The following is a 14,788-nucleotide window of genomic DNA, read 5'->3' on the forward strand; positions in this document are numbered from 1 at the left end:
TGCTTAACGAAACCAAATTAATGAGGTTGCACATCACATGAGTATGAATCTTGGTCCTATGTTTGAGCCGTTTGAACTTCACAACCTCAAGCTGCGTAACCGCGTAGCCATGGCTCCGATGACCCGTAACTTCTCGCCCAAGGGCGTACCCGGCCAGAACGTGGTGGACTACTACCGCCGCCGCGCCGAAGCCGGTGTTGGCCTGATCATCACCGAGGGCACCATCGTGAACCACGCGGCCGCCAACGGTTACCCGAACGTACCAGCCTTCTATGGCGACGAAGCCCTGGCCGGTTGGAAGAAAGTGGTTGATGCCGTGCACGAAGCCGGCGGCGCCATTTTCCCGCAGCTTTGGCACGTGGGTGCCGTGCGTAAAGAAGGCACCGAGCCGGACCCGTCCGTCCCCGGTTACAGCCCGTCTGGCCTGTTCGCCCCGGGCAAGCCCAACGGCAAGGCCATGACCAAGGAAGACATCGATGACGTGATCAAAGCCTTCGGCGACGCCGCCCAAGACGCCAAAGCATTGGGTTTTGATGGTGTGGAAATCCACGGCGCCCACGGCTACCTGCTGGACCAGTTTCTGTGGGAAGGCACCAACCAGCGTGATGACGAATACGGCGGCAGCCTGGAAAACCGTCTGCGCTTTGTGGTGGAAATCGTCGAAGAAGTACGCCACCGCGTGGGCCCGGATTACCCGATCATGCTGCGTTTCTCACAGTGGAAGCAGCAGGCGTATGAAGCAAAACTGGTGAACAGTCCGGAAGAGCTCGAACGCTTCCTGAAGCCGCTGGTTGAGGCCGGCGTCGACATTTTCCACGCCTCCACCCGCCGCTTCTGGGAGCCGGAATTCGAAGGCTCGAACCTGAACCTGGCCGGCTGGACCCAGAAACTTTCCGGCAAGCCGACCATGTCTGTTGGCAGCGTGGGCCTGACCGAAGACTTCATCAGCGGTACCTTCGCCAGCAAGCAAGAAGCCGTGGAGCAGTCCGGCATCGACGAGTTGGTAGAGCGAATGAACAATGGCGAGTTCGACTTGATTGCGGTCGGCCGGGCGCTGCTGCAAGACCCGGAGTGGCTGGTGAAAGTGAAAGAAGGCCGGCTGAACGAAGTGGAAGCCTTCGCCAAGAAATCCCTGGCCAAGCTTTACTGATCGAAACATCCCTTCGATCCTGCTTGCCGCGGCGCCTGTTCAGGCCCCGCGGCTTTTTTGTGGGTGAAAGTTATCCGGTTGTTAATCGCACCGTTTTACAGAACCGCTATGCTGTGTTCAGTAATGACTCAATCATCGAAAAGGAGTTGTATATGGCAGTGGCTCGACATCTGAAACTGGCTGGCATGGCCTTGTTGTTGGCGACCCTGGTGGGCTGCGCGACGGTAGGCCGAGACTTTGCGACCCATAACGTGGACCAGATCCGCATTGGTGAAACTACCCGGGCGGACATTCAGGATATGTTCGGCGAGCCCTGGCGCACCGGGGTGGAAGACGGCAAGCGCACCTGGACTTACGGCAAGTATCGCTGGTCTGCCTTTGGGGATGCGGAAACGACGGACCTGGTGGTGCGGTTTAATAGCGATGGCACGGTGTCATCCTACGTGTTCAACACCACCGAGTAACCCGACTGAAGGGCCTGGAGAACAGGCCCTTCATCTTTATCAGCGTTGATACAGCGCCCGGACAACATAGCCCGGCAGCGCCGCGAGTAGCGGGCTTCCGGTTCTGGTAACACCCTGCCAGCGCTGATTGCCGTTGCCGTGGCAGCCGTACATCAACACGGTCTGGTTGTGCCAGGCGTAATCGATGCATTGCCCTGAGCCAAGGTTCTGCAAGGTGGTGTCTTCCCGATACCGCCATTGCTGGTTCTCCCGGGATGGATCGCACAGCGCCAGGCCGAGCCTCCCACTGGTGGGCGCCAGGCAGAGCCATGGCTTCTCAACCGGGTGCAGGCTACCGCGGGCCGACATCAGCCAACGGGCGGCGTCCGGGTGCTCATCTGCATCGTTAAACACTGGCAGATAACCGTTTTCATCAGGGATGAGGCCAATCTGCTGGTTGCCGTTGCGGAGCACGGTTCCTTCAAGCTCCATATCCTCTGCCGTCCTTATGTAGCCCTTTTGAATCAGGAAATCGGTCAATTTGCCTCGTATTTCCGTCTGGCTGGCATTGCTGTGTTCCAGCCTGGTGATCAGAGCCCGCGCTGAGGATACGTGCTTCTGGTGCTGTTGAAGCACTTGAAGCACCTGTTTGGCTTGATTACTCAGGGCGTTGATGAGTTCAGCGCTGTCATAGCTGGCAAGTAGCACCTGAGTGTTGGCATCGACAAGCGGGAAGGCGTCGTCTGCCAGATTGCCGAGCGTCTCGTTAAGCGTGGCGATTTCCCGCGCTGCCAGTTGTTTGAAACCGCGTTCCTGGCCCACGATCGCAGCCGGGGGCAGCTCAGGAATCTGGCCATCAAAGCTGGTGCGGGCAAGCTCAGCCACTGAGCCATTGCGGCGGCAGTTCAGTGTGGCTTCCGTTGGTCGGAAGTCGGCTTCCAGGTTCACATGGAACTGGTTGATGGTGGCGTTGGTATGCCGGCCCGCTGCCACGGCGATCTGTTTCTGCTGGTTTGCCCCGTTGCGGACGGTAAGCCAGCAGCTGTCGCCCGTTGGCGCGGGCTTTGGTAACTCGAACACGTTGCCGTAGTTTCCGTGGAACACCGGGTAGATCACCGCATTGCTGCCATCTGGATCATACCCACCTAATAACGTGGCTACTGGCACACCCACCTGCACGGGCACCCGGGGCTGTATTCCATCTGTAAACATATGGGGTTCATACTGGCCGGTTTCCGTGTTCCACATTTTATAACCGGTGGCGTAGCTGGTATCCGGAATCGGGAACTGCGCCAGATCGTTCTGGATGATTCTGGCGGTATAGCCGGTGTAATGGGTGTAGTGGGAGAAACGATTTCCACCGCCACCGCCAGACATGGAGTCGTAACGGTAGGGAATCCGTCCCAGGAAGTGGGAGCCGTCAGGCAGCTTATCCTCTGACCAGCTGTTGTGGGACAGGTTGTCGCGCATCCGGTTCCGGTGGGCAATAAAGCCCCAGCCGCTATCAGCATGATGCCGCTGCCATCGGCCGTCTTCGGTCAGGTTGGCGCCCGGATAATGGCCCAGGCCGTAGGCATGGCCCCACTCATGGCTTGCCTCATTACCCCAGCTGTCATAGAGCGTGCCAATGCCGTTACCACCGCTGAGGCCATGTCCCTGACGGCCATTCTGATAGTTGCCCCAGGCATGGTGATTGGTAATTTGCTTGAACACGTGGCCATAGCGCTGGCTCATGTTGCTGCTGGTTACGCCGTAATTGGCCTGATTGATGCCAACACTGACTTGTGATTTCGCCACGTTCTCACGCATATCACCGCTGTAGACGCCGCCCTCGCTGTCGCTGACAGAATCGTAGATCTTGCCGTTGGCGATGATCACGCGGTCAAGTTCCATATCGGCGTAACTGGCCATGATCATCTTGGAAACCGGCAGGGTCTGGAAGTAATCGGTGGCCGCCATTACCGGATCGCGCAGGGTGAAATGGCCGTTATTGTGATCAACATGGGTAAGCATGCCCAGCCGAATCGACTGAAATACGATCTGACTAGCTTCGCCGATATCGATATCCGCAGCGACAAGGGTACCGGAACGCTCATCGGGTGCACCCTTGTTGACGATAAAAGTTACGGACAAGCCGTTGCGGACCAGGTTCCACGGCACCGTGGTGCTCCAGGCCCGTGTTGAATACTCGATTCGATGCCTGCCTTCGTGGTCCGAGGCCGGCAGATCATTTGGATGAACAAGGGCCAACTCTCCTATGGGGTCTCCATTTTGGTGAAGTTGGGCATGCACCGTTACCGGTGTTTCTGACGCCTCCGGTGTAAACATCAGCAAGGCCTCGCGCAAGGCCACCAGCCGAGGCTTGTAGTGGCTGCGAGTTTCGTCACCGGCGTCCCGGTCATAATTACCATTGGGTTTGACGGTGTGAGACTGGGCGAACATGACTTCACCGGCCAGGTTTCCGTTGCTCAGATCGTTACGCAGAGGGCGCGGATTGCCATCGTAATCAGTTGCCCGGAAATCCACTGCCTGCCGAGGCTGGAATTCGGCTGTGTGGGCGACAGTCAACGCGGCATCAAACGGCCGGCTTTGGCCATCGGTTATGACCACCAGTTGGAATGGATGGTAAGCAGTAACATCGTCGGTACCCGGCGTGCCTGTGATAATACCGCTGTCGCGATCCACTGACGCCCAGTCCGGCAGGCCTTTGGCTGAGAACTGGATAGCGGAGGTATTGCCTGAAAGAGCCGGTTGAAACTGGAAAGGCAAGCCTGCGACAGCCATTTGCGGTACGTTGGTGATCGTTGGCAGATTGACGCCGGACTCATTAGAATCGGATCCACCGCATCCTGAAAGCAGTAAAGCGGCTGCGCAAAGCGCTGAGAATTTCCGAATCATAAGTAATATCTTCCGTGTTACGAACTATGGTGACGGAAGATAGATTCAGCCCATTCTGACAAAAAGCGATACTATGTTACTTATTGTACGATGTGCTTTGGTGCACGAAGGTGGGGTTGCCCAGGTCTCAAACCTCTTTAATTATCGAGACTTGGCGAAGTTGATAATGTCTTCTTCCGATTGGGACTCAACCAGCGCACCCCGGAACTGCCTGTTGATAAAACGTTCTGTTTCCCGCTGAATCTGCCCTCGTTGCTCCGGCTTTTCGATGTAGTCCATGGCCCGGAATAGGATGTAGCGAATGGTCATGTGGGAAATCTCATGCACCACATCGGCCCCCACGCCCGGCACCAACCCCCGCTCCAGAATATCCTCCGCCATCTCTCGGGCACTGGCATCCAACTGCGCCTCCAGCGCTCTGCGCAACACCGGCGAGGGCCCGTGCAGCTCGCGGACGGCGACGGTGGTGGCGGCCGGGTTAGCGAGGAAGTAGTGATACACAAAGGTGACCGTGTCGTGTGACGCCTGCTCGGATGAATCCGCCATCTGCCGCAGTTGTCGCACGCCGGTTTTCATGTCCTCTGCGATATACCCCAGAACCTGCAACCCGAACTCGTCCAGGCTTTTGAAGTGCCGGTAAAACGTATTCGGATTCAACCCCGCCTCACGGGCCAGCTCCCGCAGCCCCAACGACGTCAGGCTCCGTGTTTCGGTAATCAACCGCAATGCGGCCTGCACCAGTTTCAGTTTTCCGCCGGCCAGTGTGTTCATCTAAGCCTCGTGTTTTTGGAGTCAGGCTGGTTCGGTGCCCGCTTCCGTTTCTGGAGTTAGTCCACTCTGGTGGAGCTTTCGAAAACCGCTGTAAATACGTCCCTGTACGCTTGCTTTCCGCCATCCATGGCTCCAAGCATTTTCGAAAGCTCCACCAGAGTGGACTCTCGAACATTGGCGTATGGATTCCTTCCCAACAGATCAATTTGGGAGATGGCTATCACAATAGTTTAACGGTTGGTTTGGGGGTGGGCTTCCAAAACTGTGCGGAGCCATGGATGGCGGAGCCCAAGCGCCACATGGATGTGCCGAAGGAGCGTGTTTTGGAAGCCCACCCCCAAACCAACCAACCCCCGGAGCCAGAGGCCAGTTGAACAAGACTCCCAATCACGGGGCCACACAGGCCAACAATCTGTCACCCAAGGCCAAACACCCGAACCAGAGTATACAAGTGTCTACCCATGGCGGTATACATGTGTCTACCGGTCAATGATGACCACCCAGACAACAACAGGCAAGGCCAAACAGGCCACACAGGAGTACAGCAATGACACAAACCGCACAGATCGCCATCATCGGCACCGGCTTCTCCGGCCTCGGCATGGCCATCAAACTTAAAGAAGCCGGCTTCAACAACTTCGTCATCCTCGAACAAAGCGACGATATCGGCGGCACCTGGCACGAAAACCACTACCCCGGTTGCGCCTGCGACGTGCAATCTGCGCTGTATTCCTTCTCATTCGAACAGAACCCCAACTGGACCCGCATGTTCGCGCCCCAGCCAGAAATCAAAGCCTACCTGCGCCACTGCGCGGAAAAGTACGGCCTGATTGAACACATCCAGCTCAACACCCACGTGGCCGGTGCCCGCTGGAATGATAAAACCGGCGCCTGGGCGATCGAAACCTGCGACAGCCCCAAACTCTGGGCCTACATGGAAGCCAACAACCTGAAGCCTGGGGATGTTCTGGATCGCAGCGACAAAACCCTGCCCAGGTTCCGCAAGCTGCACGCCGAGGTGCTGGTGTCCGGAATGGGCGGCCTGAGCACGCCCGCCTATCCGGATATCAAGGGCATGGACACGTTCACCGGTACCAGCTTCCACTCCCAGAACTGGGACCACGACTATGATTTCCGCGGCAAGCGAGTGGCGGTGATCGGCACCGGTGCCTCGGCCATCCAGTTTGTGCCGGAGATCGCCAAGGACGCGGCCCACCTGGACCTCTACCAGCGCACGCCACCCTGGATCATGCCCAAGCCGGACCGGGAAATCCGCCCGCTGGAGCGGATGATGTTCCAAAAAGTGCCGCAAACCCTGAATGCGTTTCGCCAGAGTATCTACTGGATGCTGGAAGCCCGGGTGCTGGGCTTTGTCGGCAACCCGCGCATCCTGAAAATCGGTGAGCTGCAGGCGCGTCGTCATATTCGCAGTCAGATCAAAGACAAGGAACTGCGCAAGAAGGTGACGCCGGATTTCCATTTCGGCTGCAAGCGGGTGCTGATCTCCAACAACTACTATCCGGCGCTGGATCAAGATCACGTGGACGTACTGACCGATGGCATCCGTGAGGTCAAGGGCAATACCATCGTGGATACCACCGGCGCCGAGCGCCAGGTGGACTGCATCGTATACGGCACCGGCTTCAAGGCCCAGGAACCTATTCCCCGGGGCATGATCTACGGCCGCGGCGGCCAGGACCTGCTCGATGCCTGGCGCGAAGGTGCGGAAGCCTACAAGGGCACCACGGTGGCCGGCTTCCCCAATTTCTTCATGCTGATGGGCCCGAACACCGGGCTGGGGCACAGCTCCATGGTGTACATGATCGAATCTCAGGTTCAGTACGTGCTGGATGCCCTGAAGAAAATGCAGCACCGGGGCTGGAAGACGGTGGAAGTGAGGGAAGATGCCCTCAGCCAATACAACGCCTCGATTCACGCCAAACTCGGCGATTCCGTGTGGCAGACCGGCTGCAAGAGCTGGTACGTGAATGAGAACGGCAAAAACACCACCCTGTGGCCGGGCTTCACCTGGCAGTTCCGGCAGCAGACCAAGCGTTTTGATGCCGAGCAGTATGTGTGTGAAGCGGCAGAGGTGATGGAGCAGGGTGGCGAGCCGGCGTTGGTTGGCTAGGGTCGGAGAAACGGCAGAGTCCGAGCCTGGATGTCCCTGGGCTCTGCGGCTTTTTCTGGTTTGATCTTGGATAGGCGCCAGCTTTCCGGTACATTTGTCCACACTACAGGCATGGATTGTGCCGATTAATACTTTGTGGAAACACGGACGTGACCAAAATAGCAGACCCGCACTCGCTTGCGCTTCACGAAGCGTTGATGATCGAGGGTGGCTGGGATCAGTACTCCGATAAGGAACTGGCCAGCTACCTTTCGAGCTCCAATTTCACCTCTGCCCGATTAAGAGACCAGCTTGCCAGTGGCGAGTTGGTGTTGCTCAAAGAGATCCCTGCGGCTCCCGTTTTCAGGCTGGTATCCGGGCGCATTGTTCCCACGGAAAGCACCTCTGCAGCCATTGCAGAGAATGCCATCACGGCCTTCGAAAAACGCTTTGGTGACCGGCAAGCGTTTCCTTCCAGAGGCACCGCCTACGCTCATTCCGATAGCCTGCCACCACCGCCCAAGCTCGACTACACGCCGGAACGCCCGGTGATTGAGCCACCCCCCGAGCCTCTACCCCCGCCGGTGGTGATCTCGGAAAACTTTGGGCTTCCGCCCCTGGGGCCCAAGGTATTCGCCAAGTCCTGCACCCGGCCCTCCGGGGATACCGACAGTAATGAGGGACAGGAAAAGGCCAGTAACTTTGGCACCCTTGCGATGCTTGCCCCCGCCACGGTCACCAGCCCTGGGGCAAACGGCTTGCGGCCGCTGGGCTTGATCTCTGGTTCGGCAACGAGACTGGCAAAAGGCTGGGCCATGGCCGCGCGAATTGGTGCCGGAGTACTCAGCACCGCCGGCAGTGCAGTGCTGTTGGCACTCTGGCCATCCAAATTGGGCGACAGCACCCTGTACACCGAGGAAGAACTGCTTGAGATGGCTGAGGCGGCCATTCGGGTGCGTTTTCATCTGCACGTGGATGCCACCGGAAACCTCCGGGTGGCCGGCTATCACGTCAACGACAGCACCGGATACAAAGACCGGGTTCCGGTTGCTCACGCAGAGCTCAAGGGCGAGAATTTTGAAGTGGTGGTTGATGACGACTTCACCCTCGTCTGGTACCCGGATGACAGCGGCCACCGCCCGGTAGTGAGCACCGAATACCCGGCGGATTCCGGTATTGATCCCTACAGCATTCTGGTGACACCCATCCAGGAGGATGGCCAGGAACACTCGCCACCCGGCTACCAGCGGCCGTTTGAGGATCAGGTTGAGCTGATCGTAAGTTTTCCGAAGGATAGTGGGATTGAGCCGTTGTATCTGGTTTTTCAGAAGCGGGCTGATAGTGCCGGAGATAGTGGCTTAGTCAAATATGTTCAGCAATCACCAATTGATTTTGAGCATGTACTGAAGGCTGACTACACGAGTAGAGGAAAACCGACCGGCGGCCATACGTTGCTTTATGGCGATGTCAGGATAGTTCCTGGCACCGAAACGATGCCTGATGTTGCGGGTGTATACATGGCTACTGTTGAAGTCCAAGATCCGGCGAATCCAGGGCAGTGGATAACCAAGACGAGTAACAACTCTAGCAACACGATGTTCCCTAAGGATTGGGACGAAACCCGTATTAAAAGTGAAGTTGATGCAGCTTGGAATGATCCAAATAAAATTGTTCAGGGTGACAGGTGGATTTCTGTAACTCCCTCCGGTGTTAGAGTTGAGGGTTGGATTTCACCAAGAACGACAGTTTATCCAGTGTACCAGGCCCCAAGAACACTTAGAGGTGAGAAATGAAATTAAAATTGTACTATTCCGATGGCGGAAAACATCCTGTTCTAGGGCAAATCTATCATCAGCGCCAAGAGTTTTCTGGTGAACTTGAAGTGGCCCGGTATCAGCGATATCTAGCCAATACCTTAACCAGCATTGCTCAGAATATTGAGGACTGTGACAGGATACTATCCAAAATAAAAATGTTTGAAGAAGGAAAAATAAAAACTCTAGAGGTGGAAGGTAACGACGTTGACGTTTTTATCTCAAATAGTTTTGTTCAGATTAACATAAATGTTAATGATGATTGGGTTGACCAAGAAGAAGGTAGATTCTCTCTTGAGGAATTCAAGGCAGTTCTGAGTGCATGGAGAAAGTTTCTCAATCTCCCCGAGTCATTAAGTTCAGAAATCACTGCAGAGTTATAATTCATAGCAGTTGTCCGGTGAAAATTACTTCTATTGTAAAATAGGGTCAAAGCAAAGCCATCGCTTGGAACGATAAGAAAAATTTTCTCAAACGAGTGCGGAACAGAACATTTGCAGGGAACGCATGAACACGGAACACGATACCGATTACCAGTACCGCGAGCGGGTGGTAGTGCCCCGCCCGGACAAAGAGCTTCGCTTTCGGAACGGACGAATCCCCGGATATTTTTCGATATTTCTCGGCGGCTTGAGCCTGGCGGCGGTGCTCGCCTACCTGTTCCCCTCCTACCTGACGACCACCGATCTTCGTGCTGCGTATGATGCCGAGGCGCTTCAGGATGTCTTGAAGTACGGCATGTGGTTCTCCCTGTTTTTTGGCATCACCACCTTTGTGCTTGATCGACGAAAACGGCTTGGCGCTGCGGGCATTGCCATGACGCTGATCGCGTTTGCCCTGGGGGGGTACAATGTTCCTGTTGGGCCGGTGGAGCCGAAACCGCTGTCGCTCGGTGTAGACTGGCTGATTCTGGCCTTTCTGGGTTCCACTATTGTCTTCACCAGCCTGGAGAAGCTCTTTCCGAAGTATCGGGAGCAGGTCATCTTGCGGGATGAATGGGGGCTGGATTTCTTTTACTTCTGCTTGAATCACCTGCTGATCTCAGCGGTTCTGCTGTTTGGCAACTTCCTGGTAACGCACTTTGAATGGGTGGCCAGCGACAGCCTGCAGGCGGCGATTCAGAGCACGCCGTTATGGCTGCAGGTCGTACTGCTGATTCTGGTTGCCGATTTCGTGCTGTATTGGGAACACCGGGTCTTCCATGAAGTCCGTCGGCTGTGGCCTTTTCATGCGGTCCATCATTCGGTGGAAACCATGGACTGGCTGGCAGGCTCCCGTGCCCATGTGGTTCAGATCTTCATTGAACGTGGATTGGTTATGCTGGCTCTGTATCTGCTTGGTGCCAGCAAGGAAGCACTGGATATCTACGTGACGTTCGCCGCGCTGCAGGCCATCATTATCCACAGCAATCTTAACGTGCCCTGGGGGCCGATTAAGTACCTGTTGGTAACGCCGCAGTTTCACCACTGGCACCACAGTTCGGAGAAGCCGGCCATCGATACCAATTACTCGGCACACACGGTGCTCTTTGACCGGCTGTTTGGCACGTACCATTTCCCGAAGGCGCACTGGCCGGCGGAGTATGGTACCACCCAGAAACTGCCGGGTTCCTACCTGGGGCAGCTGTTCTATCCGTTCCGCAGGCGCTGACCGGCAGTTGCCGTCAGGGTGATGCAATGGGATGATGCGCGGGTTGTGTGCTGCCCGCGCATTTACCCATCATTTGAAACCGGCAGGATGTCATGGCCAACCGAACCTCCACCCGACTGAACAAATACATCAGCGAGAGCGGCATGTGTTCGCGCCGGGATGCTGACCGGTACATCGAGCAGGGCAACGTGCACATCAACGGTCGGCGGGCCCAGGTGGGTGATCGGGTGATGCCGGGCGATGTGGTGAGAGTGAACGGCCAGGTGGTGGAGCCCCGGGACGAGGAAGATCTGGTCTTCATTGCCCTGAACAAACCGGTGGGCATTGTCAGCACCACCGACAGCGCGGAGAAAGACAATATCCAGCGCTTTGTCGGCCACAGCGAGCGCATTTTCCCCATTGGCCGCCTCGATAAGGATTCCCAGGGGCTGATTTTCCTCACCAGCAATGGTGATCTGGTGAACAAGATCCTGCGGGCCGGCAATAACCACGAGAAAGAATACCTGGTGACCGTCGACAAGCCGGTGACCCGGGAGTTTGTGGAAGGCATGAGCAACGGCGTGCCGATTCTGGGGACGATGACCAAGCGTTGCAAGGTGGAGAAAGTCTCCCGGTTTGTCTTCCGGATCATATTGGTGCAGGGCCTGAACCGCCAGATCCGCCGGATGGCGGAATACTTTGGCTATGAGGTGACGAAGCTGGAGCGGGTGCGGATTATGAACGTCAGCCTGCAAGGTTTGCCGGTGGGCGCCTGGCGGGATCTGACGGAGAAGGAACTGGCGGTGCTGTTTGATGCCATCCGGGATTCGTCTTCGGAAGCAACGCAGCCGGCGGCCAGCAAGCCCCGCAAGAAACCCGCCGGGCCCAAAGGTGCCCGCCCGGGTGCCGGTGGTAAATCGGCCAGGGCCGGCGCAAAGCCGTCAGGTAAACCTTCCCCCGGCCGAGGTGGAAAGGGCGCAGGCAAAGGCACCGGCAAATCCCCCGCAGGCAAGCCCGGCCGTGGCCCGAAGGCCGGTGGGCGCGCGACCGGCCCGAAGGGCAAACCCGCCAAGCCGCGCAAGCCCTCCATCAAGAAGCGCTGACCGGCACCGCCGGCGTTCGATACGCCGGCCAATAGGTTCTCTTCCTTACGGCAGAATCTGCCCACAGGCGCTATGCTTACCGGCTTTAACCCCTGGCCGGATTTGCTTGAATGTTTGAATCGTTTTTCGCCACTTACCTCAGCAGTACCATCCGTTTTCTGTTCCTGCTGGCACCGTTCTTTGTGGTCACCATGTTCCTGGCGCTGACCCGCGGCCTGCCGGCGGCGGAGAAGGCGTCGATCATTCGCCGGGCTTGTGTGTCCGCTTTTATTCTCGGCGTGGTGCTGTTCTTTGCCGGGCCGCTGTTGTTCAGCGCCATCGGTATTACCCTGAACTCGTTCCGTATTGGCGCCGGCAGCCTGCTGTTCCTCACCGCCATCAGCTTGGTCACCAGTGGTACCCGTAATCATGCCACCGGCCTGCCGGAGGAAGACCGCGACGACATCGCCGTGGTACCCCTGGCCATTCCGGTGATGATCGGCCCGGCCACCATCGGTGCCATCATGGTCTACGGTGCTGAGCTGAAAGCCGTGCACGAAGTGGCTGGCGGCTTGCTGGGCCTGGTGTCCGGTTTGCTGATTCTGGCGGTGTTGTTGCGGTTGTCGGGCTACCTGGAGAAAGTGCTGGGTAAAACCGGCCTGAACATCATGTCGAAAATCAGTGGCCTGATACTCTCTGCCATGGCGGCGGAAATCGTGCTGACCGGTATCGCCGGCTTTATTGCAAGCACTCAAGGCGCCTGACAGAATCAGGCCTTTGTATCGTCTGCAGGTTCGCTATGCCCGCCAACACCATTGATCACAATCGTACCCGCTACAACTTTGACGGTATCGACTCTGTCTGGTTGTTCGGTTACGGCTCTTTGATCTACAAGGTGGATTTCCCGTTCCTGGAACAGCGGCCGGCATCCATTCGCGGTTGGGCACGCCGGTTCTGGCAGGGGTCCCACGACCATCGTGGCACGCCTGAGGCTCCCGGTCGCGTGGTCACGCTGATCGAGCAGCCGGGTGCGGTCTGCCGGGGCATGGCGTTCCGGGTATCGCCGAATGTCTTCGAGTATCTCGATGTGCGGGAGAAAAACGGCTACCTGCGTTTCAGCACCACTATGACCTTTGACGATGGCAGCCATGCCGAGGGCTTGGTGTATATCGCCACGGAAGACAACGAAGCGTTTCTGGGCGAGGCCCCTGAAGCCGATATTGCTGCCCAGATTGCCGCGGCGGTTGGCCCCAGTGGGCCCAATTCCGAATACCTGCTCCGGCTGGCGGAGTCCCTGCGGGCGTTGGGGGATGACTGCCGCCATACCTTTTCGATTGAATCTCACCTCACCCGTTCCGGGCCTGTCGAGGCTTCGGACAGTTAAACGTCAACCCATGTAAAGCTTGTGCAAAACCGGCCCTTGGGCGCTGACATCTCCCTTCTGATCATTAATCTGGTGGCAAGGCTTCACGGAATGTTTCCGTTTAGCATGGTTCCAGTCGATAGGGACGGGAGAGTCATGATGAAACGATTACTGATCAGCAGTACCCTGATTGTCGCCCTGGGCTTTGCCGGTATGGCCCAGGCAGACGGCTACCGTGGCCACGGCCATCCGCCGGGTATCCAGAAGCAGTTGGACCGGGGCAAGGCGCTGCCACCGGGCCATCAGAAGAAAATGCTGCGTGCCGAGCATCGCCGGTCTTACCATGATCGCCACCGCGACAACCGCTATCGGGATAATCGCCACAAGCATCGGTACGACCGCCGGGACTATGGTAAAAAGCATTCCCATTACCGATACAAACCGAAGTACCACAACCATCGCAGTGGTTACCGGTCATCCCTGGGGTACAACGACCGGATACCACCGGAGTATCGGGCAGCCCGGATCATTCGTGATACCCAGATTCTTATTGACCAGACCCGCCGGTAGGTTCGGCAACCCGCCTTTCCGGGCGCTCTTCCCGGGCTGCGGGGTTAAACCCCCGCGCCGGGGTGCGGCGCCGGTGCCGCAAGCCAATCAGCACCAGCGGCACCACAATCATCAGACTGCCGGCCAGGAACCACAGGTCCGGCACTTCACCAAACCAGATCCAGCCAATGGCGACGGCCCAGATCAGCCCGGTGTATTCGGCGCTGGTAACCTGGTTGGCATCCACCTGCCGGTAGGCCAGCAGCACGGTGATGTTGTAGCCGAGGATGAACAGGGCTGAGCCGGCGGCGCTGATCAGGATCTGCGGGTTCCAGGCCGCGCCTTCCCAGAGCGCCAGGGCAGCGGCAGCCGGCACAATCAACAGGTAGTTCAGGAACAGCTTGTGGACGGTGGTCTGCTCTTTGGGCAATTGGCGCACCATTACAGCGTTGATGGCCAGGGCGAAGGCAGAGCCCAGGGCCGCAATCACTGCCCAGTTGAATTCCACCGGGCGCAGGATGACGATGATGCCGGCAAAGCCACTGAAGACGGCGGTGACGCTCAGGGGGGTGAGTTGTTCCCGGAAGAAAAAGGCGGAGAGCACCATCACCAGTATCGGGGCAGCGTAGAACAGGGCGTTGGCGGTGGCCAGCGGCAAGTTGGTGAGGGCGATCACCATGCAGACGATGCCGACCAGGTGGATGTGGGCGCGGATGGCGTGGATTTTCAGGCCGCCGAAGAGGTTCTGGCGGTCGAGTTTGCGGGCCAGGGGAATCAGGAAGGCCAGGGTCAGGAGGCAGCGCAGGAAGGCGAACTGGAAGACGGGGGCGCCGGGTTCCAGCATTTTGATAAATACATCGGAGAGGATGGCCATGGCGTTGCCGATGACCAGCAGCAGAATGGCGCTGTTGACGGTTTTGCCTGACACGTTGGTTCTCTCCTCTTTATCTTGGCCTTCGTGGTTTGGTGGAAGGATCAG

General features: G+C 57.5%; 13 protein-coding genes. 10 read left to right on the plus strand and 3 right to left on the minus strand.

All coding sequences use genetic code 11. The features are described 5' to 3' along the window. Window positions 1–37 precede the first annotated feature (37 nt). Window positions 38–1,150, plus strand: a complete 1,113-nt coding sequence (locus ACZ5Q2_RS04960) for an NADH:flavin oxidoreductase (protein ID WP_061332014.1) — start codon at window positions 38–40, stop codon at window positions 1,148–1,150. 152 nt (window positions 1,151–1,302) lie between these two features. Continuing rightward, on the plus strand, window positions 1,303–1,614 hold the full coding sequence (bamE, locus tag ACZ5Q2_RS04965) for an outer membrane protein assembly factor BamE domain-containing protein (protein WP_052009733.1): 312 nt from the start codon (window positions 1,303–1,305) through the stop codon (window positions 1,612–1,614). 39 nt (window positions 1,615–1,653) lie between these two features. On the opposite strand, the gene ACZ5Q2_RS04970 is transcribed toward bamE, so the two are convergent. Beyond that, window positions 1,654–4,491, minus strand: coding sequence for a M66 family metalloprotease (locus ACZ5Q2_RS04970; protein ID WP_082780547.1), 2,838 nt, complete (start codon window positions 4,489–4,491; stop codon window positions 1,654–1,656). Between the two features lie 141 nt (window positions 4,492–4,632). After that, window positions 4,633–5,262, minus strand: coding sequence for a TetR family transcriptional regulator (locus ACZ5Q2_RS04975; RefSeq protein ID WP_061332010.1), 630 nt, complete (start codon window positions 5,260–5,262; stop codon window positions 4,633–4,635). A gap of 547 nt (window positions 5,263–5,809) precedes the next feature. Between ACZ5Q2_RS04975 and ACZ5Q2_RS04980 the strand changes: the two genes are divergently transcribed. The 8 genes from ACZ5Q2_RS04980 (at window position 5,810) to ACZ5Q2_RS05015 (ending at window position 13,830) form a co-directional block, all read left to right on the plus strand. Then, window positions 5,810–7,393, plus strand: a complete 1,584-nt coding sequence (locus ACZ5Q2_RS04980) for a flavin-containing monooxygenase (RefSeq protein WP_432210408.1) — start codon at window positions 5,810–5,812, stop codon at window positions 7,391–7,393. Window positions 7,394–7,542: 149 nt separating this feature from the next. After that, window positions 7,543–9,165, plus strand: coding sequence for an S-type pyocin domain-containing protein (locus ACZ5Q2_RS04985; RefSeq protein WP_432210407.1), 1,623 nt, complete (start codon window positions 7,543–7,545; stop codon window positions 9,163–9,165). Beyond that, a complete protein-coding gene (locus ACZ5Q2_RS04990) occupies window positions 9,162–9,569 on the plus strand; it encodes a hypothetical protein (protein ID WP_061332007.1) in 408 nt (135 codons plus the stop codon). Before ACZ5Q2_RS04985 ends, ACZ5Q2_RS04990 begins: the two co-directional genes overlap by 4 nt. Window positions 9,570–9,693: 124 nt before the next feature. Next, window positions 9,694–10,836: a sterol desaturase family protein gene (locus ACZ5Q2_RS04995; protein WP_061332006.1), complete on the plus strand. Its 1,143-nt coding sequence runs from the start codon at window positions 9,694–9,696 to the stop codon at window positions 10,834–10,836. 92 nt (window positions 10,837–10,928) lie between these two features. Further along, window positions 10,929–11,918, plus strand: coding sequence for a 23S rRNA pseudouridine(2604) synthase RluF (rluF, locus tag ACZ5Q2_RS05000; RefSeq protein WP_432210406.1), 990 nt, complete (start codon window positions 10,929–10,931; stop codon window positions 11,916–11,918). A gap of 110 nt (window positions 11,919–12,028) precedes the next feature. Beyond that, on the plus strand, window positions 12,029–12,661 hold the full coding sequence (locus ACZ5Q2_RS05005; RefSeq protein ID WP_061332004.1) for a MarC family protein: 633 nt from the start codon (window positions 12,029–12,031) through the stop codon (window positions 12,659–12,661). A 35-nt stretch (window positions 12,662–12,696) separates the two neighbouring features. Beyond that, a complete protein-coding gene (locus ACZ5Q2_RS05010; protein ID WP_058090829.1) occupies window positions 12,697–13,281 on the plus strand; it encodes a gamma-glutamylcyclotransferase in 585 nt (194 codons plus the stop codon). Between the two features lie 135 nt (window positions 13,282–13,416). Continuing rightward, window positions 13,417–13,830, plus strand: a complete 414-nt coding sequence (locus tag ACZ5Q2_RS05015; protein WP_146136838.1) for a hypothetical protein — start codon at window positions 13,417–13,419, stop codon at window positions 13,828–13,830. Here ACZ5Q2_RS05015 and ACZ5Q2_RS05020 read toward each other — a convergent pair. Then, a complete protein-coding gene (locus ACZ5Q2_RS05020; RefSeq protein WP_061332086.1) occupies window positions 13,808–14,737 on the minus strand; it encodes a DMT family transporter in 930 nt (309 codons plus the stop codon). The genes ACZ5Q2_RS05015 and ACZ5Q2_RS05020 overlap by 23 nt on opposite strands. Window positions 14,738–14,788 lie beyond the last annotated feature (51 nt).

This window comes from Marinobacter alkaliphilus, from assembly GCF_055394375.1.

Bases quoted from the DNA above. Each gene is read 5' to 3' on its own strand.
- ACZ5Q2_RS04960 (WP_061332014.1), top strand. From the start codon at position 38: ATGAGTATGAATCTTGGTCCTATGTTTGAGCCGTTTGAACTTCACAAC.
- bamE (WP_052009733.1), top strand. From the start codon at position 1,303: ATGGCAGTGGCTCGACATCTGAAACTGGCTGGCATGGCCTTGTTGTTG.
- ACZ5Q2_RS04970 (WP_082780547.1), bottom strand. From the start codon at position 4,491: ATGATTCGGAAATTCTCAGCGCTTTGCGCAGCCGCTTTACTGCTTTCA.
- ACZ5Q2_RS04975 (WP_061332010.1), bottom strand. From the start codon at position 5,262: ATGAACACACTGGCCGGCGGAAAACTGAAACTGGTGCAGGCCGCATTG.
- ACZ5Q2_RS04980 (WP_432210408.1), top strand. From the start codon at position 5,810: ATGACACAAACCGCACAGATCGCCATCATCGGCACCGGCTTCTCCGGC.
- ACZ5Q2_RS04990 (WP_061332007.1), top strand. From the start codon at position 9,162: ATGAAATTAAAATTGTACTATTCCGATGGCGGAAAACATCCTGTTCTA.
- ACZ5Q2_RS04995 (WP_061332006.1), top strand. From the start codon at position 9,694: ATGAACACGGAACACGATACCGATTACCAGTACCGCGAGCGGGTGGTA.
- rluF (WP_432210406.1), top strand. From the start codon at position 10,929: ATGGCCAACCGAACCTCCACCCGACTGAACAAATACATCAGCGAGAGC.
- ACZ5Q2_RS05005 (WP_061332004.1), top strand. From the start codon at position 12,029: ATGTTTGAATCGTTTTTCGCCACTTACCTCAGCAGTACCATCCGTTTT.
- ACZ5Q2_RS05010 (WP_058090829.1), top strand. From the start codon at position 12,697: ATGCCCGCCAACACCATTGATCACAATCGTACCCGCTACAACTTTGAC.
- ACZ5Q2_RS05015 (WP_146136838.1), top strand. From the start codon at position 13,417: ATGATGAAACGATTACTGATCAGCAGTACCCTGATTGTCGCCCTGGGC.